Here is a 17,284-nt window from a genome sequence, read left to right as displayed (position 1 = left end):
AGGTGTTGCGCACCATACTCAAATCGAAGATCCACCGCGCGGTGGTCACCCAGGCCGACCTGCACTACGTCGGCTCGCTGACCATCGACGAGGACCTGATGGACGCCGCCGACCTGCTCGCCGGCGAGCAGGTGCACGTGGTGGACATCAACAACGGCGCCCGCCTGGAGACGTACGTGATCCCCGGCAGACGCGGCAGCGGGGTCATCGGGATCAACGGGGCCGCCGCCCGGCTGATCCACCCCGGCGACCTGGTCATCATCATCAGCTACGCGGCGATGATCGACCCGGACGCCAAGGGGTACTCGCCCCGGGTGGTGATGGTGGACGAGGCCAACCGGATGCTCGGCACCACCGACGACCCGGCCGAGGCGATCCCCGGCACCGCGACCGTTCCCGGTGACACCCTGCGGGCCGCTGCGGATCCCCGTAGCGGGAGTGAACATGCGGGCCGATGAGACCGACGTCGGCGGGGTGCTGAACACGATCGGCGGCTCCCCGCTGGTCCGGCTGGACAAGCTCATGCCGGACGCCCCGTTCACCCTCTGGGCGAAGTTGGAGGCGCACAACCCGGGCGGCAGCATCAAGGACCGCTCGGCGCTGGGCATGCTGATCGACCGGCTCCGGGCCGGGGAGCTGCGACCCGGCCGATCGGTGGTGGTCGAGTCCAGTTCGGGCAATCTCGGCATCGGGCTGGCCCAGGTGTGCCGCTACTTCGGCATCCGGTTCATCTGCGTGGTGGACCCCCGGACGAACGCGCAGAACATCGCGGTCATGCGCGCGTTCGACGCCGAGGTGGAGGTGGTGACCCGTCCCGACCCGGCCACGGGTGAGTACCTGCCGCAACGGATCCGCCGGGTCCAGGAACTGGTCGACACCATCCCGAACGCCTGGTGGCCGGACCAGTACGCCAACCCGCTGAACCCCCGCGCCCACGAGACCACCATGCGGGAGATCGTCGAGGGGGTGCCCGCCCCGTTGGACTTCCTGTTCTGCGCGACCAGTTCCTGCGGCACGTTGCGCGGCTGTGCCGACTACGCGCGCCGGCACGAGCTGGCGCTGACCATCGTCGCGGTGGACGCCGCGGGCAGCGCGATCTTCGGTGACCACCCCCCGCGCAAGCGGCTCATCCCCGGCCACGGCGCGGGGGTCCGACCGAAGCTCTACCGGGACGGGCTGGCCGACAAGGTGATGCACGTCGACGACCTGGACTGCGTGGTCGGGTGCCGCCGGCTGGCCCGCCGGGAGGCCATCCTCGCCGGTGGTTCGTCCGGCGCGGTGGTGGCCGCCCTGGAGCAGTTGCGCGACCTGATCCCGGCCGGCGCGACCTGCGCGCTGATCTTCCCCGACCGGGGTGAGCGCTACCTGAACACGATCTACGACGACGACTGGGTGACCGGGCACTTCGGCGACGTCACCCACCTGTGGAGGGACCGGACCATGGAAGTGCCGCCATGCTGATCGTATCCGCCGGCGAGGTCCGGCAGATCCTGGCCGACCGGGAGGACGCCGTCCTGGACGCGGTCCGCCGCGCCTACGTCCTGCACGCGCGGGGGCGTACGGTGCTGCCGCACTCGGTGTTCCTGCGGTTCCCGGAGGACGCCCGCAACCGGATCATCGGACTGCCCGCGTACCTGGGCGACGACTCCCCGGTCGCCGGCATGAAGTGGATCTCGTCGTTCCCCGGCAACATCGACCGCGGGCTGGCCCGCGCCTCCGCCGCGATCGTCGTGAACTCGATGGCGGACGGTCACCCGGTCGCGCTGATCGAGGGCTCCACGATCTCCGCCCGCCGGACGGCCGCCAGCGCCGCCCTGGCCGCCGGCGCCCTCGCCCCGCCGGCCGTCGGCGTCTCCCTGATCGGCTGCGGCGTGATCAACTTCGAGGTGCTGCGGTTCCTCCGCGCGGCACTGCCCGGCCTGACGGAGGTGACCCTCTTCGACCTGGACGCCGGGCGGGCCGCCGCGTTCGCCCGGCGCTGCGCGCGGTGGGACCTGAAGGTGAGCGTCGCCGCCGACGTCGAGGAGGCGCTCGGCGCCCACCCGCTGGTCTGCCTGGCGACGACGGCGGGCGTACCGCACCTGGGGCTGGCGCACTGCCGGCCGGGGGCGCTCGTGCTGCACCTGTCGCTGCGCGACATCTTCCCGGCGGACATCCGCACCGCGGTGAACGTGGTCGACGACGCCGACCACGTCTGCCGGGCGGCCACCTCGCTGCACCTGGCGGAGCAGGAGAGCGGCGACCGGGACTTCATCGCCGCCGGCATCGGCGAGATCCTGGGCGGGGCCGGCTGGCGGCACGACCCGGAACGGGTCACCGTCTACTCGCCGTTCGGGCTGGGCGTGCTCGACCTCGCCGTGGCCGAGCTGGTGCGGCGGGCCGCGGAGCGGGACGGCGTCGGCACCCGGCTGCCGGACTTCCTGACCCTGCCGCCGGAGGACCCGGATGCCGACTGAGCCGGGCGTCGCGCCGTGGAACGACACGGCCAGGAGCTGTTCGGGACGACCGGCCCTGCACGAGCTGGTGCGCGAGCAGGCGGCGCGCACCCCGGACGCCGTGGCGGTGGCCGCCGAGCGCGGACGGCTCAGCTACGCCGAACTGGTGGGGCGGGCCGACCGGCTCGCCGACGTGCTGGTCGCCCGGGGCATCGGTCCGGAGTCCCGGGTCGGGGTGTGCCTGCACCGGGGCGGCGACATGGTGGTGGCCCTGCTCGGCGTCCTCACCGCCGGAGCCGCCTACGTGCCGCTGGACCCGGACCACCCGGCCCGGCGGCTCGCCTTCCTGGTCACCGACGCGGGGCTGGACACCGTGGTGGCCGACCCGGACCTGCCGGTGCTCGCCGAGCTGGGCCGGAGCGTCGCCACCGTGTCGGTGAGCCGGGACACCACCGGTCGGCCGGCCCGGGGACCGCGGGTCACCGTCGACCCGGAACACCCGGCGTACGTCATCTACACCTCCGGGTCCACCGGCCGGCCCAAGGGCGTGGTGATCCCCCACCGGGCCATCGTCAACCGGGTCCGCTGGGGGCTGGACGCGCATCCGCTGGGCCCCGACGACCGGGTGCTCCAGAAGACCCCGTACGGCTTCGACGTCTCGGTGCCGGAGGTCTTCGGCACCCTGGCCGCCGGCGCGCGGCTGGTGATGGCCCGCCCGGGCGGACACCGCGACCCGGCCTACCTGATCGACACGATCGGCCGGTACGGGATCACCGCGATCCACTTCGTACCGTCGATGCTGCGGGTGTTCCTCGCCGAGGTCCGCGACACCGGCGCCCGCTTCCCCACCCTGCGCCGGATCGTCTGCAGCGGCGAGCAGCTCACCGACGACCTGGTCACCGAAGCCGACGAGCTGATCGGCTGCGAGCTGCTCAACCTCTACGGCCCGACCGAGGCGGCGGTGGAGGTGACCGGGTCGCGCTGCCGGGCGGGTGAGCCGGTCAGCATCGGCCACGCGGTGGCGAACACCCGCACCCACGTCCTGGACAAGCGTGGCGAACCGGCGGAGGTCGGCGAACTCTGCCTGGCCGGCGTGCAGCTCGCCCGGGGCTACCTCGGCCGGCCCGGGCTGACGGCCGAGCGGTTCGTCCCTGACCCGTTCGGCCCGCCCGGCTCCCGGCTGTACCGCACGGGAGACCTGGCCCGGCGGCTGCCCGACGGGGCGGTCGACTACCTGGGCCGGATCGACCACCAGGTCAAGATCCGGGGCCACCGGGTCGAGCTGGGTGAGATCGACGCCGCGCTGCGTACCGTGCCGGGGATGCGGGCCGCCGCCACGGCCGTGCACGCCGGGCAGCTCGTCGGGTACGTGGTGGCCGACACCGTGCCCGGCGTCCGGGTGCTCCGGGCCCACCTCGCCGAACGGCTGCCCGGGCACATGGTCCCGTCGGTGTTCGTGGCCGTACCGGCGTTGCCGGTCGGCCCGAGCGGCAAACTGGACCGGGCGGCCCTGCCCGCGCCCGACGGCCACCGGCTCGTGGGCGGCGGGGAGCGGGTCGACCCGCGTACCGACGACGAGCGCCGGCTCGCCGGCATCTGGGCCGAGGTGCTCGGCGGCGGACCGGTCGGGGTGCACGACACCTTCGTCGAGCTGGGCGGCGACTCGCTGGCGGCCACCCGGGTCTGCTCCCGCGTCCGGCACCTGTGGGGCCGGACGCTCTCCCCCGCCGACGTGCTCACCGCCACCGTGGCCGAACTCGTCGGGTTGACTGCCGAGGGTGGAACGGCGGCCGGCGGGGGTGCCGCAGCCGGCCGGCCCCGGTCGGCTGCGCGGGACGTCGACGCCGACCGGCCGGCCACCGGCTCGCTCAGCGCCGCCCAGCACCGGATCTGGTTCGCCGACCAGCTCGACCCGGGGTCGACCACCTACACGATCACCGAGTCCTACCGGCTGCGCGGACCGGTCGACGTCGACGCGCTGCGCGCCGCCCTGGCGGACACGGTGCGCCGGCACCCGGCCCTGCGGACCACCTTCCGGTCCCGGCGCGGCGTGCCGTACGCGGAGACCGGGCCGGACGCCCGGGTGCCGATCGAGGTGCGCACCGTCGCCGACCTCGCCGAGGCGCGGGTGGCCGTCGACCGGCTCGCCGCCGAGCCGTTCGCGCTCGCCGAGGGGCCGCTGCTCCGGGTCGCCCTGCTGCGGCTGGCCCCCGAGGAGCACGTCCTGGCCGCCACCATCCACCACATCGTCGCCGACGACTGGTCGATGGACGTGCTGTGGAGCGACCTCTGCCAGGCGTACGCGCGGCGCCGCCAGGGCGACACGGCGGCCGGCGACCCGCTGCCGCCGGCCCCGCCGCCGCCGACCGACCCGGCCGACCTGGACTACTGGCGTCGGCACCTCGCCGGGGCGCCGCCCACCCTGGAGCTCCCGACCGACCTGCCCCGACCGGCGCGGCTGCGGCAGACCGGGGCCACCGTCCGGTTCGGCCTGTCGGCGGAGACGACCGCCGGGGTGCGGACGCTGGCCCGGGCCACCGGCGCGACCCCGTTCATGGTGCTGCTCACCGCGTTCACCGTCCTGGTCGGACGACTCGCCGGCCGCGAGGACCTGGTGGTCGGCACGTTCGCCGCGAACCGCGACACGGAGCAGGCCGAGAACGGAATCGGGATGTTCGCCAACACCCTCGCCCTGCGGCTGCCTTGCCCGTCCGAGGCGGCCTTCACCGACCTGCTGTTCCGGGTACGGGACGTGGCGCTGGCCGGGTACCGGCACCAGGGACTGCCCTTCGACCGGCTGGTGACGGCGCTGCGTCCGAAGCGCGACCTGCGCCACAACCCGGTGGTCCAGGTCGCCTTCCAACTCCTCGGCGACCTGACCGGCCGGCTCCGGCTGCCCGGGGTCGCCGCCGAGCCGTTCGGGCACGGCCAGGGCGGTTCCCCGTTCGACCTGCTGCTCACCGTGCGGGAGGAAGGGCCGCGGCTGGCCGGGTGGTTGCAGTACCACGACGACCTGTTCGCCGCCGACCGGGCGGCTTCGTTCGCCGACGGCTTCAGCGCGATCCTCGCCGCGGCGGTGCGTCGTCCCGAGCAGCCGGTCGGGCGGCTGGCCCGGCAGTGGGTCGGGGACCCCGGCGTGGACAATGCGGGGGCGGCGGCCGGCAATCTGGGGGAAGCGGCCCGATGAGCGGGCGACGAGCCGTTTCTAGCCTGGGTCGGTAGGCCACCCCACACCGCCCAGGAGACGATCATGAGGAACGCGTCGAAGCCCGTGCTCACCGCCCAGCAGCTCCGGGTGCTCGAACTCGTCGCCGAGGGGTACGACAACGCGGGCATCGCGCGGGAGCTGCGCTGCTCACCACACAGCGTGAAGAACATGATCTACGACCTCATGGCCCGGTTGCAGGTCTCCAACCGGGTCCATGCGACCGCGTACGCCATCCGGCACGGGCTGATCTGACCCGGCTCAGATCAGCCCTTCGCGCAGGGCGCAGGCCACGGCTTGCGCCCGGTTGCGCACCTGCCAGCGGCGGGTGATCGTGTGCACGATGCCGGTCACCGTACGGACCGAGTAGGCCAGCGAGCGCGCGATCTCCTCGGTCTCGTGCCCGTCGGCGAGCATGAGCAGCACCGCCCGCTCCCGCTTGGTGAGCTGCCGGGCCGCCGGCCGTTCCGGCACCCGGTCGGCGGCGCGGGTGAGCAGGTCCGACGGCACGGTGAAGCTGCCGTCCGCCGTCGCCCGGATCGCCGGACGCAGCCGGTCCGGGCTGACCTCGCACCGGCGCAGCAGCCCGCCGGCCCCCGCCTCCACGGCCTCGACCACGTCCGACTCCCGCAACCTGTCGGCCACCAGCAGCACCCGCCGGCCGGCGCGGGACAGCGAACGCACCAGGACCAGCACCGCGTCGCCGACCTCGTCGGTCACCATCAGCACCACGTCCGGCCGGTCGACCACCACGGTCAGCTCGGGGCACACCTGCACCATGTCGTCGACACCGACCCGTACCGCCGGGTCGACGGCGACGACCTGCACCCGTATCCGCTCGTCCATGCACCACTCCAGAGACTCGTCGCTGACGGACGGCAACGAGAATGTCACCGGGGCTGCGGCGAGCGGTACGGGGAACGGCCCCCATATTCCTCATCGGCCGGCGCCCCGGCCGCCCCTAGGCATGGTCGACACTGCCGTGTCACTTGCGCTTGCGGATCTCCTCCGCGGCCTGCGGGACGATCTTGAACAGGTCGCCCACCACACCGAAGTCAGCCAGCTCGAAGATCGGCGCCTCGCCGTCCTTGTTGACCGCGACGATCGTCTTCGAGGTCTGCATACCGGCCCGGTGCTGGATCGCACCCGAGATACCGAGCGCGACGTAAAGCTGCGGAGACACCGTCTTACCGGTCTGACCCACCTGGAACTGGTGCGGGTAGTAACCGGAGTCGACCGCCGCGCGCGACGCCCCGACAGCACCACCGAGCAGGTCGGCCAACTCCTCGACCAGCTTGAAGTTGTCGGCGTTACCGACACCACGACCACCCGAGACCACGATGCCGGCCTCGGTCAGCTCCGGACGCGAGCCCTTCTGCTCGGCAACCCGCTCGACGACCCTCGCCAGCTTGTCGGTGTCGGCGACCGCGACGGTGAGCTGCTCCACCGCCGGGCTGGCCGCCGCCGGGGTCGGGTTGACCGAGTTCGGCCGCACCGTGACCAACGGCAGACCCCGGGTGACCTTCGACTTGACGATCGCGGAACCGGCGAACGCCACCTGCGTGGCGGTGCCGTCGGCGGCCAGACCGACCACGTCGGTCAGGATGCCGTTGTCCAACTTCACCGCCAGCCGGGCGGCGATCTCCTTGCCCTCCTGCGACGACGCCAGCAGCACAGCGGCCGGCTGCACCCGCGACACCAACTCGGCCACCACGGTCGCCTTCGGCGCCACCAGGTAGCCGTCGATCTCCTCGCTCTCGGCCGCGTAGACCTTCTCCGCACCGTACTCGCCCAGCCTGGCGCTCAACGCCTCGGCAGCGCCGGGGCCGCCGAGCACGACCGCGCTCGGGCTGCCCAGCTCGCGGGCGAGGGTGAGCATCTCCAGGGTGACCTTCTTGACGCCGAACTCCCGGGTGGCTTCGACGACGACGAGAACCTCAGACATGTCCAGACCCCTCACACGAACTTCTCGGCAGCGAGGAACTCGACCAGCTTCACGCCGCCGTCGCCCTCGTCGGTGACCTTCGCGCCGCCGGAGCGCGGCGGACGCTTCGAATGCTCCAGCACGGCGCTGGTCGCGCCCTCGAAACCCACCTCCGCCGCAGCCACCCCGAGATCGGCCAGGGACAGCGTCTGCACCGGCTTCTTCTTCGCGGCCATGATGCCCTTGAACGACGGATACCGCGGCTCGTTGATGGTGTCCCAGACGGAGACCACGGCGGGCGTGGTGGCGGTGACCACCTCGTAGCCCTCCTCGGTCTGCCGCTCGACGGTCAGGGTCGCACCGTCGACGGTGAGCTTGCGGGCGCCGGTCAGCGCCGCGATGCCCAACCGCTCGGCGAGCATGTGCGGCATCACCTGCACCCGGCCATCGGTCGACTCGCTGCCACACAACACCAGATCGGCGTTCAACTGACCGAGCGCGGCGGCGAGGACCTTCGACGTGGCCACGGCGCAGGAGCCGTGCAGGGCGTCGTCCAGCACGTGCACCGCCTTGTCCGGGCCCATCGACAGCGCCTTACGGATCGACTCGGTCGCCCGGTCCGGACCCATCGTCAGGACCGTCACCTCACCCCCGTGCGCCTCCTTGATCTTCAACGCCTCCTCGATGGCGTACTCGTCCATCTCGTTGATCACGTTGTTCGCCGAACCGCGGTCGACGGTGTTGTCGTCAGTACGCAGGCTGCGGTCCGCGCCCGAATCAGGCACCTGCTTGACGAGTACGACGATGTTCATCGCTCACCCTTCCCTTCTCGCGGCGTCACGCATGCTCCGGGCGTCCTGGCCGCCGAGGGGATCATTGCCCACCTCGGCGTTGTGCGCGTGGGCCGCGTGGTGCAGCCCGAACACCGAATCCATCCCGTCCCGCAGGCCCATGAGGTCCTCGGCCTGGTTGACCGCCCTCTTGGTCAGCGCGAGACCCAGCCGCGGCATCTGTGCGATCCGGGCGGCGAGCCCCATGACCTCCGCCTCGAGATCGTCCCTGGCGACAACGCGGTTGACCATGCCGAGCTCGGCCGCGCGGGCCGCCGCCATCCGGTCACCGGTGAAGAGGAACTCCTTGGCGAACCGCGGACCCAGCACCCACGGGTGGGCGAAGTACTCGACCCCGGGGATTCCCATGCGCACGACCGGGTCGGCGAAGAACGCGTCGTCCGAGGCAACGATCAGGTCGCACGCCCAGGCGAGCATGAGGCCACCGGCGACACACGCTCCCTGCACCATGGCGATCATCGGCTTGGGCAGCTCACGCCAGCGGCGGCACATCCCGAGGTACACCTCGGACTCGCGGGCGAACCGGCTGTCCACCCCGGCCTTTCCGACGTGGTCCCACCACAGGCCGGCGCGCCGGTCGAACGACGAGTCGACGTCGCGACCCGGCGTGCCGATGTCGTGGCCGGCCGAGAAGTGCTTGCCCGCACCTGCCAGGACGATGACCTTCACCTCGTCGTCGGCGGCTGCCCGGTAGAACGCGTCGTCGAGGGCGTAGGTCATCGCCGAGTTCTGCGCGTTGCGGTACTCCGGCCGGTTCATCGTCACGACGGCCACCGGCCCCCGCGTCTCGTACCGGACGACCTCCACCGCCGCGCCGCTGGTCTCGCTCATCTGCATCTCCTTCTCGCCCGGGTCGGGTGCACGTCGTGAGGGTCATGGGCCGGCCGGCGGGGCACCGTCGAGTGCCTGCGGGGCCAGCGGTCAGGACGCGGGTCGCGCGCCGGTCAGGCCGACACCGAGGTCCTCCAGCAGGGCCGCCCGGTGCCAGGCGGAGCTGCCCCACGACGACTCCAGCGCCCACGACCGCTTGAGGAACAGTTGCAGGTCGTACTCGGTCGTGTACCCGATCGCGCCGTGGCACTGCAGAGCGGCCCGGCCCACGACGTGCGCCGCCTCGGACGCCAACGCCTTGGCCGTCGCCAGTGAGCGCAGCCGGCCCGGGACGCCCGCGGCCAGCTCGAACCCGGCCGTCGCCACCACCGGCGCGGCGAACTCCAGTTGCAGCAGCGCCGTGGCGAGGTGGTGCTTGACCGCCTGGAAGCTGCCGATCGGCACCCCGAACTGCTCTCTGGTGCGCACGTGCTCCACCGTGAGGTCGAGCATCCGTCGGGACAGCCCGATGAGCTCGGCCGAGGCCGCCAGCACTCCCCGCTCCCAGGCCAGCCGTACCACCCGCGGGTCGTCCACGGTCGCCACGAGCCGCGCGCCCGCGTACCCGGTCAGGTCCAGCGCGAAGTCCACCGACGGCGACGCCGAGGCCGTCGCCTCCGACACGTCGAGAACCTCGACGCGCCCGGTCCCGCCGAAGCCGCCGCTCAGCACCAGGTCGACACCCGAACCGAACGCGACCCGCCCGGTCGCCGCAGGGTCGGCACCTACCGTGAGAGACCCCTCGACAAGGCTCGCCAGCAGGTCCGGGGCGCCCGCGACAAGCACCGCCGGAGCGACCGCGAGGGTCGCCGCGAGCGGCAGCGGCGCGGCGGCGTACCCGATCTGCGCGAAGACCGACACGAGATGGTTCTCGTCCAGGCCCAGCCCGCCGTCGTCCTCGGCCACGAGCAGCCCCGCCACGCCGAGGCCGGCCAGGCTCTCGGCCAGCGAGGCCACCCGCGCCGACCCGGCTCCGGCGCGCACCGTCTCCGGCGGGCACCGTTCGGTGAGCACCTGACGGACGACCGCCTCGAGCTCACGCTGCTCGTCACTCGGAGCGAAACGCACGCCTGGTCACCTCCTCGGCAGACCGAGCAGGCGCTCGGCGATGATGTTGCGCTGGATCTCGTTGGTGCCCGCATAGATCGGGCCCGACAGCGAGAACTGGTAGCCGCGGGTCCAGGGGCCGTCGACGAGCGCGTCCGGACCGAGCAGTTCCAGCGCCGTCTCGTGCAACGCGATGTCCAGCTCGGACCAGAAGACCTTGTTGAGGCTCGACCGCGCGCCGGCCGGGCGACCCTCGACGATGTTGGTGACCTGCGCGAGCGTGAACTGCTGGTAGGCGTGCGCCCGCATCCACGAGCGCGCCACCCGGTCGCGGAGCAGATCGGTCGCCGCCTCGGCCCGCTCGCCCGCGAGCGCCACGAGCGCGTCGGCCGCCTTGAGGAAGCGACCCGGTGAGCGCAGCGTCAGTCCCCGCTCCGACCCGGTCGTCGACATCGCGACCGACCAGCCCTGGTGGACGCCGCCGAGAAGCGCCGAGTCCGGCACGAACGCGTCCTCGAAGAACACGTCGGCGAAGCCCTCGTCACCGTCGAGCCGGTCGAACCCGCGCACCGTCACGCCCGGGGTGTCCAGCGGCACGAGGAAGTACGTCAGTCCCCGATGCCGCTCGGTCTGCGGGTCGGTGCGGAACAACCCGAACAGGTGGGTGCAGAACGCGCCCCGGGTCGACCACGTCTTCTGCCCGCTCAGGCGCCACCCGCCGGCCTGCTCGTCCCGCACCGCCTGGGACCGGATCCCCGCCAGGTCGCTGCCCGCGCCCGGCTCCGACCAGCCCTGGGCCCACAGGTCCTGCGCCGCCGCCATCCGCGGCAACAGCTCGTCCTGCTGCTCCTTCGTGCCGAACTCGAAGATCGTCGGGGCCAGCAGGAAGATGCCGTTCTGCGTCACCCGCTGCGGCGCACCGGCCCGGTGGTACTCCTCCTCGAAGATGAGCCACTGCCATATCGAGGCCTCCCGGCCGCCGTACTCCCTGGGCCACGACACGACCGACCACTGGTCCGCGTGCAGCGTCCGTTCCCACTCCAGGTGTGCGGCGAAGCCCTCCGCGGTGTCCCCGGAGGGCAGCGGCTGCCGCGGCACATTCGCGGCGAGCCACTCGCGGGCCTCCGCACGGAACTGCTCGTCCTGCGCCGACCAGGTCAGGTCCATCTCAGCCCCGTTCCGTCTCGACGGCGCCCGTCGGCGCCGTGTCCCGGTAGCGGCGTAGTTGCGTGCGCGCCACCGTGCGCAGGTGCACCTCGTCCGGGCCGTCGGCGATGCCGAGGATCCGGGCGCTGGCCCACATCCGGGCGATCGGGAAGTCGTCGGTGACCCCACCGCCGCCGTGTGCCTGGATCGAACGGTCCAGCACGTTGCGGGCGACCCGCGGCGCGACGACCTTAATCGCGGCGACCTCGGTCGCGGCGCCCCGGGCCCCGACCCGGTCGATGAGCCACGCCGCCTTGAGCACGAGCAGGCGGGCCTGCTCGATCTCCATGCGGGACTCGGCGATCCAGTTGCGCACCACGCCCTGCTCGGAGATCGGGCCGCCGAACGCCTCGCGGGCCGTCGTCCGGCGCACCATGAGCTCGAGGCCCCGCTCGGCCATGCCGAGGCAGCGCATCGCGTGGTGGACGCGACCCGGGCCGAGGCGGGCCTGGGCGATCGCGAAACCGTCGCCCTCGGCGCCGAGCAGGTTCGTCGCCGGCACCCGTACGTCGTCGAACCGGATCTCGCAGTGGCCGTGCTGGTCGTGGTAGCCGAAGATCGGCAGCGAGCGCACGATCGTCACCCCGGGGGTGTCGACCGGCACGAGAACCATGGACTGCTGCCGGTGGACGGCCGCCTGCGGGTCCGTCTTGCCCATCAGCACGAGGACGTCGCAGCGCGGGTCCGCCGCGCCGGTCGTCCACCACTTGCGTCCGTTGATGACGTACCCGTCGCCGTCGCGCACGATCGAGGTGGAGATGTTGCGTGCGTCGGAGGAGGCCACGTCCGGCTCGGTCATCGCGAAGCCGGAGCGCGTCGTGCCCTCGAGCAACGGTGTGAGCCACCGCTGCTTCTGCTCGGCCGTGCCGAACATGTGCAGCAGCTCCATGTTGCCCGTGTCCGGCGCGGCACAGTTGAGCGCCTCGGGAGCGAGGTAGGGCGAGCGTCCGGTCTCCTCAGCCAGGTAGGCGTACTCGACATTGGTGAGGCCCGACAGGTCAGGCAGGAAGAGGTTCCACAGGCCCAGCTTGCGCGCCGTGTCCTTCAGCTCCTCGACGACCGGCGGCAGGACGTGGGACACTCCCCCGTTCTCGCGGGCCGCGGCGCCGAGCTCGGCGGCGTACACCTTCTCGGCGGGATAGACGTGCTCGGCCATGAACGTGCGCAACGTCGCGAGCAGCCCGCTCGAACGCGGGCCGGGGCCGAGATCCATCCGGGTCAGCTCGGTGGCGTCGGACACCGTCACTCCTTGCCTGATGTCGTGCGGAGGGCGATCTTGCCGCGGGCGCCACGGTTCATCACCGTGCCGAGCGCGCGGGCGGCCTCCTCCAGCGGGAGGACCTCGCTGACGTGTGGCCTCAGCCGGCCAGCGGCGATCCACTCGAGCAGCGTCGTCATGTTCGCGGCGTTCGCCGCCGGGTTGCGCCTGGCCCAGGCGCCCCAGAGGACCCCCAGCACCGCGCCCTCGGTGAGCAGCAGCCGGTTGAGCTTGACCTGCGGGATCTCGCCCGCCGCGTAGCCGACGGTGAGGAACCTCCCGGCCCACGAGAGGGTACGCAGCGCCGCGGTGGCGGCGTCGCCGCCGACGGGGTCGTGGACGACGTCGGCACCGGCGCCGCCGGTCAGCTCGCGCACCGTCGCCGTCAGGTCGTCGTAACCGATGGCGTGGTCGGCCCCGTGCGCCAGGCACAGCTCACGCTTGTCCTCGCTCGAGGCGGCCGCGATCACGGTCGCGCCGAGGGCCTTGCCGATCTGCACGGCGGTGAGGCCGACGCCGCCGGAGGCGCCGAGCACGAGCAGCGTCTCGCCGGCGGCGAGGCCGGCCCGGTCGACGAGCCCGTGGTAGGACGTGCCGTAGACGACGGGAATCGTGCTGGCCTCGACGAGGTCGATGCCCGCGGGCAACGGGTGGACCATGGGGGCGTCGACGAGCACCTGCGTGGCGTAGCCGCCGACGCCGCAGAAGCCGATGACGCGGGTGCCGACGGGCGGGCCGGTCACCCCGTCGCCGAGCGCCGCGACCGTGCCGGCGACCTCGCAGCCGGGCACGAACGGCAGCTCCGGCCTGGTCTGGTAGGTGCCGGCGACGATGAGGCCGTCGGGAAAGTTCACCCCGGCGCCGACGACGTCGACGAGCACCTGCCCAGGGCCGGGCCGCGGCTGCGGCCCGTCCGTGAGCGTGAGCACCTCGGGACCCCCGAGCTCACGGACCACCATCGCACGCACGGCTCAGCCCTCGCTGCCCGGGCGCGCCGCCTTGTCGGTGCCGGCGAACTCGTCGCGGATCCGGTCGGCGACCCCGGTGAGGTTGAGCTCGAAGGTGAAGCCCTGCTCGAAGCGGTAGCTGCGGTTGACGTCCCACAGGTCGATGCCGTTGAGCGAGGCCTTCGCGGACCGGATGACGGTGGGGTCCTTCCCGGCGATCTGGGTCGCGACGGCGAACGCCGCCTCGCGCAGCCGCTCGCGGGGTACGACGCTGTGGACCGATCCGTACGCGTGCAGCTCCTGGGCGGTGGCCGTGGCCGAGGTGTAGACCATGGCGCGCATCCGGTGCTGGGGCACCATCCGGGACAGGTGGGTCGCGGCGCCGAGAGCGCCGCGGTCGACCTCGGGCAGGCCGAAGGTGGCGTCGTCGGAGGCGACGATGATGTCGGAGTTGCCCACCAGGCCGATGCCGCCCCCGAGGCAGAAGCCGTTGACGGCGGTGACGACCGGGACGGGGCACTCGTAGACGGCCTTGAACGCGGCGTAGCAGCCGCGGTTGGCGCCGAGCAGCGCGGTGAAGCCGTCGGTGTGCTGCATCTCCTTGATGTCGACGCCGGCGTTGAAGCCGCGGCCCTCGGCGCGCAGCACGACGACCCGCACCGACTCGTCGGCGCCGGCGGCGTCGAGGGCGGAGGCGAGTGCGAACCAGCCGGCCACGGGCAGCGCGTTGACCGGCGGGTTGTCCACGACGACCTCGGCGATCCCGTCGGGGTGCACGGTCGTCGTCACCGACGCGTGGGTCGTGGGGCTCATCCCTGCTCCTCGGTGGTCTCGGGCTGCTCGCCGGCCCCGGGTGCCGGGCCCCCGACGGCGGCGTCGAGGGCGGCCTCGGGCAGCACGAACGTCGCCCACGCGGTGACGGCCGTGTCGCCGGTCTGCCGCCGGCAGGTCAGCTCGACGTCGACGCGGCCCTCAGGACCGTCCGTACCCTCGACCACGTAGGTGCGCAGCGGTGCGCCCCCGAGCGTGAGGGTGTCGCCCGGCCACACCTGGGCCAGGAACCGGATGCGGAAGTCACGCACGTTCCGGCCGCCGAGCCAGTCGGTGGCGTAGGTGCCGAGCAGGCTGGCCTGCCACATGCCCACCGAGAAGGGGCTCGGGAACCCGGCGGCCCTGGCGAAGACCTCGTCGTGGTGGATCGGGTTCATGTCACCCGAGGCGCCCTGGTAGCGGACGAAGTCGGTGCGGGTCACCGGGCCGTGGGTGCGCGCTGGCGGGGTCGCCGGGACGGGCAGGCTGACCTCGGTCGTGCCGGGCCCGGTGGTGGCGGTCGTGTCGCTCATGCGGAAGCTCCGTCCTGCGTCGCGGCCCCGGTGTCCGGCGGGTGTGCCGTCTCGACACCGGTGAGCTTGGCCCGGGCGACGAGACGCCCGGTCTCGTCGCGGAAGTCGGTGTACATCACGGCGAAGGTCATCTCACCGCCGCGGCGCCCCACCTTGGTGTAGATCTCGCCGATGCGCGACTGGCAGGTGAGCCTGGTCCCGGCGCGAGGCGGCTCACCGAAGAAGGTGTACTGCTGCTCGGCGTGCAGGCCGCGCTGCTGGTCCAGCTCGACCGCGGGCCACGGGTTGGCGTCCTCGCCCTGCCAGAAGAAGGTCGTCGTGAGGAACGTCGGCTGTACGACCGGGTCCTCCTCCCGCAGGTAGGCCGCGTCGGCCGCTCCGGTGGCCAGCGCGAACTCGCGGATCTTGCCGCGCTCGACGTCGAGCCGGAAGGGGGCGCCGGTGACGCCCTGCGCGTCGGGGTTGGCCACGACGAGCTCCTTTCGTTCATCGGTACGCGCCAGCGCGGGTCGCCGGCACGCACCGGACGGTCACGGGTGCTGGCTCGAGACGGACACGACCTCGCCGGTCATGTATGAGGAGTAGTCGCTGGCGAGGAAGACGATCACGTTGGCGATCTCCCACGGCGTCGCGGCCCGGCCGAAGGCCTCCTGGGCCGAGAGCTGGGCGAGCACCTCGTCACTGGTCACCTTGGCCAGGTGGGCGTGCATCGCGATGCTCGGGGACACCGCGTTGACCCGGATGCCGTGCTCGGCGACGTCGAGGGCCGCGCACCGGGTCAGCGCCATGACGCCGGCCTTGGCCGCAGCGTAGTGCGCCTGCCCCTTCTGCGCGCGCCAGCCGATGACGGAGGCGTTGTTGACGATGACCCCCCTGCCGGCCGGGATCATGTGCCGCAGCACCGACCGGGTCGCCTTGAACGTCGAGGTCAGCGTCACCGACAGGACGGAGTCCCACTGGTCGTCGGTCATGTCCTGCACCGCCGCGGTGCCGCCGAGGCCGGCGTTGTTGACGAGCACGTCGATGCCGCCGAACTCGGCGGCGACGGTGTCCATGAGGCGGTCGAGCTGGATCTGGTCGGTGACGTCGCAGGGCACCCCGAGCGGCCGGGTCCCGGTGAGGCGCTCGATCTCGTCGACCGACTCGGCGAGGCGGCGCTCGTGCCGGTCGCTGACGGCGACACGCGCGCCTTCCTCCGCGGCGCGGCGCGCCGTCGAGAAGCCGATGCCGGTGCCGGCCGCGGCGGTGACGAGCACCGCCCGCCCGGAGAGCAGCCCGTGGGCGGGGCCGGCCCAGTCGGCGGCGTTGGTGTGACCGGTGTCAGACACGGGCGGCCATCTCCTTCGCGATCTCCTCGACGCTCCAGCGGGCACCCTTGTCGATGGTCCAGTCGTAGCTCCACGGCGCGAAGCGACGGATCTCGCCACCCTTGGCGTAGTACACCTCGCCGGTCACCGGCGCGTCGGCGGTGAGCAGCCAGGCGACGAGCGGGGAGACGTTGCCCGGGTGGTAGACGTCGAACGCGGCGGGGTCGGCCGGGGCGGCGACCAGCTCGCCGATGCCGGGCAGGTCCTGGGTCATCCGGGTGCGCGCGACCGGGACGATCGCGTTGACGCGTACGCCGTAGCGGCCGATCTCCTCGGCGAGGATGACGGTGAGGGCGGCGATCCCGGCCTTGCCCGCGCCGTAGTTCGTCTGCCCGACGGCGCCGATGAGCCCCGAGGTCGAGGAGACGTTGACGATGGAGGCGACCGGCCGGTTGCCGGCCTTGAACTCGGTGCGCCAGTGGTCGGCGAACACCCGGCTCGGTGCGAACGTCGAGCGCAGCTGGCCGCGGATCACCGCGTCCCAGTCGTCCTCGCTCATGTTCACGAACATCCGGTCCCGCAGGATGCCGGCGTTGTTGACGAGGCCGTCGACGCGCCCGTAGGAGTCGCGGGCGAGCGCGAGCAGCTCGCGGGCGCCCTCGGTGGTGGCGACGTCCGCGGTGCTGGCCACGGCCCGCCCGCCGGCGGTCGTGATCTCGGCGGCGACGGCCTCGATGACCGAGGGGTCGCTGCCGGTGCCGTCGGCGGCGGCGCCGGTGTCGGCGACGACGACCGAGGCACCTTCGGCGGCGGCGAGCAGCGCGTGCTCACGGCCGAGGCCGCGGCCGGCGCCGGTGACGACGACGACCCGTCCCTGCAGTGCTCCCATGA

Annotated in this window: 17 protein-coding genes and 1 pseudogene; 5 read left to right on the top strand and 13 right to left on the bottom strand. The window is 72.8% G+C overall.

Translation table 11 applies throughout. From position 1 onward, the window contains the following. Nucleotides 1-2: 2 nt before the first annotated feature. The 5 genes from panD to DER29_RS31655 all read left to right on the top strand — a co-directional run bounded on the left by panD (nt 3) and on the right by DER29_RS31655 (nt 5,895). Nucleotides 3-458 carry an aspartate 1-decarboxylase gene (panD, locus tag DER29_RS31675; RefSeq protein ID WP_121401281.1) on the top strand — a complete coding sequence of 152 codons (456 nt, stop codon included), beginning with the start codon at nt 3-5 and terminating at the stop codon, nt 456-458. Next, entirely contained in the window at nt 445-1,461 is a 1,017-nt protein-coding gene (gene sbnA / locus DER29_RS31670; protein WP_121401280.1) for a 2,3-diaminopropionate biosynthesis protein SbnA, read from the top strand. The genes panD and sbnA overlap by 14 nt, the downstream gene beginning before the upstream one ends. Further along, nucleotides 1,455-2,456 (top strand): 2,3-diaminopropionate biosynthesis protein SbnB, encoded by a 1,002-nt coding sequence (gene sbnB, locus DER29_RS31665; RefSeq protein WP_121401279.1) that lies wholly within the window; start codon nt 1,455-1,457, stop codon nt 2,454-2,456. The genes sbnA and sbnB overlap by 7 nt, the downstream gene beginning before the upstream one ends. Beyond that, a complete protein-coding gene (locus tag DER29_RS31660; RefSeq protein WP_121401278.1) occupies nt 2,446-5,622 on the top strand; it encodes a non-ribosomal peptide synthetase in 3,177 nt (1,058 codons plus the stop codon). The genes sbnB and DER29_RS31660 overlap by 11 nt, the downstream gene beginning before the upstream one ends. A 63-nt stretch (nt 5,623-5,685) precedes the next feature. Beyond that, nucleotides 5,686-5,895 (top strand): response regulator transcription factor, encoded by a 210-nt coding sequence (locus tag DER29_RS31655; RefSeq protein WP_121401277.1) that lies wholly within the window; start codon nt 5,686-5,688, stop codon nt 5,893-5,895. A 6-nt stretch (nt 5,896-5,901) separates the two neighbouring features. Here the strand turns inward: DER29_RS31655 and DER29_RS31650 are convergent, their stop codons facing one another. The 13 genes and pseudogenes from DER29_RS31650 to DER29_RS31590 form a co-directional block, all read right to left on the bottom strand. Next, a complete protein-coding gene (locus DER29_RS31650) occupies nt 5,902-6,486 on the bottom strand; it encodes a response regulator transcription factor (protein ID WP_121401276.1) in 585 nt (194 codons plus the stop codon). 139 nt (nt 6,487-6,625) lie between these two features. After that, nucleotides 6,626-7,585, bottom strand: coding sequence for an electron transfer flavoprotein subunit alpha/FixB family protein (locus DER29_RS31645; RefSeq protein WP_121396203.1), 960 nt, complete (start codon nt 7,583-7,585; stop codon nt 6,626-6,628). Between the two features lie 11 nt (nt 7,586-7,596). Then, entirely contained in the window at nt 7,597-8,376 is a 780-nt protein-coding gene (locus DER29_RS31640) for an electron transfer flavoprotein subunit beta/FixA family protein (protein ID WP_121396204.1), read from the bottom strand. Between the two features lie 3 nt (nt 8,377-8,379). Then, complete coding sequence (locus DER29_RS31635) at nt 8,380-9,246, bottom strand: enoyl-CoA hydratase (protein WP_121401275.1); 867 nt, start codon at nt 9,244-9,246, stop codon at nt 8,380-8,382. Between the two features lie 90 nt (nt 9,247-9,336). Continuing rightward, a complete protein-coding gene (locus DER29_RS31630) occupies nt 9,337-10,353 on the bottom strand; it encodes an acyl-CoA dehydrogenase (RefSeq protein ID WP_121401274.1) in 1,017 nt (338 codons plus the stop codon). A gap of 6 nt (nt 10,354-10,359) precedes the next feature. After that, nucleotides 10,360-11,499: an acyl-CoA dehydrogenase family protein gene (locus DER29_RS31625; protein ID WP_121401273.1), complete on the bottom strand. Its 1,140-nt coding sequence runs from the start codon at nt 11,497-11,499 to the stop codon at nt 10,360-10,362. A gap of 1 nt (nt 11,500) precedes the next feature. Next, a complete protein-coding gene (locus DER29_RS31620) occupies nt 11,501-12,751 on the bottom strand; it encodes an acyl-CoA dehydrogenase family protein (protein ID WP_121401477.1) in 1,251 nt (416 codons plus the stop codon). 29 nt (nt 12,752-12,780) lie between these two features. Further along, a complete protein-coding gene (locus DER29_RS31615; RefSeq protein ID WP_199729633.1) occupies nt 12,781-13,725 on the bottom strand; it encodes an NADPH:quinone oxidoreductase family protein in 945 nt (314 codons plus the stop codon). 42 nt (nt 13,726-13,767) lie between these two features. Next, nucleotides 13,768-14,556, bottom strand: coding sequence for an enoyl-CoA hydratase family protein (locus tag DER29_RS31610; RefSeq protein ID WP_121401271.1), 789 nt, complete (start codon nt 14,554-14,556; stop codon nt 13,768-13,770). Beyond that, nucleotides 14,553-15,086, bottom strand: a complete 534-nt coding sequence (locus DER29_RS31605; RefSeq protein ID WP_121401270.1) for a MaoC/PaaZ C-terminal domain-containing protein — start codon at nt 15,084-15,086, stop codon at nt 14,553-14,555. Before DER29_RS31605 ends, DER29_RS31610 begins: the two co-directional genes overlap by 4 nt. Further along, the gene (locus tag DER29_RS31600) at nt 15,083-15,556 is read right to left on the bottom strand and encodes a MaoC family dehydratase N-terminal domain-containing protein (protein ID WP_121401269.1); all 474 of its coding nucleotides are present in this window, start codon (nt 15,554-15,556) and stop codon (nt 15,083-15,085) included. The genes DER29_RS31605 and DER29_RS31600 overlap by 4 nt, the downstream gene beginning before the upstream one ends. A gap of 60 nt (nt 15,557-15,616) precedes the next feature. Beyond that, nucleotides 15,617-16,410 (bottom strand): annotated as a pseudogene (locus tag DER29_RS31595) (SDR family oxidoreductase). Beyond that, on the bottom strand, nt 16,407-17,282 hold the full coding sequence (locus DER29_RS31590) for an SDR family NAD(P)-dependent oxidoreductase (protein ID WP_121401267.1): 876 nt from the start codon (nt 17,280-17,282) through the stop codon (nt 16,407-16,409). The pseudogene DER29_RS31595 and the gene DER29_RS31590 overlap by 4 nt, the downstream one beginning before the upstream one ends. Between the last annotated feature and the right edge of the window lie 2 nt (nt 17,283-17,284).

Source organism: Micromonospora sp. M71_S20 (assembly GCF_003664255.1).
GTDB lineage: Bacteria > Actinomycetota > Actinomycetes > Mycobacteriales > Micromonosporaceae > Micromonospora.
This window is presented reverse-complemented; position numbering and strand designations above follow the sequence as displayed.

Coding starts and splice junctions, on each gene's coding strand:
- sbnA (WP_121401280.1), top strand. CDS start 445: ATGCGGGCCGATGAGACCGACGTCGGCGGGGTGCTGAACACGATCGGC.
- sbnB (WP_121401279.1), top strand. CDS start 1,455: ATGCTGATCGTATCCGCCGGCGAGGTCCGGCAGATCCTGGCCGACCGG.
- DER29_RS31660 (WP_121401278.1), top strand. CDS start 2,446: ATGCCGACTGAGCCGGGCGTCGCGCCGTGGAACGACACGGCCAGGAGC.
- DER29_RS31655 (WP_121401277.1), top strand. CDS start 5,686: ATGAGGAACGCGTCGAAGCCCGTGCTCACCGCCCAGCAGCTCCGGGTG.
- DER29_RS31650 (WP_121401276.1), bottom strand. CDS start 6,486: ATGGACGAGCGGATACGGGTGCAGGTCGTCGCCGTCGACCCGGCGGTA.
- DER29_RS31645 (WP_121396203.1), bottom strand. CDS start 7,585: ATGTCTGAGGTTCTCGTCGTCGTCGAAGCCACCCGGGAGTTCGGCGTC.
- DER29_RS31640 (WP_121396204.1), bottom strand. CDS start 8,376: ATGAACATCGTCGTACTCGTCAAGCAGGTGCCTGATTCGGGCGCGGAC.
- DER29_RS31635 (WP_121401275.1), bottom strand. CDS start 9,246: ATGAGCGAGACCAGCGGCGCGGCGGTGGAGGTCGTCCGGTACGAGACG.
- DER29_RS31625 (WP_121401273.1), bottom strand. CDS start 11,499: ATGGACCTGACCTGGTCGGCGCAGGACGAGCAGTTCCGTGCGGAGGCC.
- DER29_RS31620 (WP_121401477.1), bottom strand. CDS start 12,751: ATGGATCTCGGCCCCGGCCCGCGTTCGAGCGGGCTGCTCGCGACGTTG.
- DER29_RS31610 (WP_121401271.1), bottom strand. CDS start 14,556: ATGAGCCCCACGACCCACGCGTCGGTGACGACGACCGTGCACCCCGAC.
- DER29_RS31605 (WP_121401270.1), bottom strand. CDS start 15,086: ATGAGCGACACGACCGCCACCACCGGGCCCGGCACGACCGAGGTCAGC.
- DER29_RS31590 (WP_121401267.1), bottom strand. CDS start 17,282: ATGGGAGCACTGCAGGGACGGGTCGTCGTCGTCACCGGCGCCGGCCGC.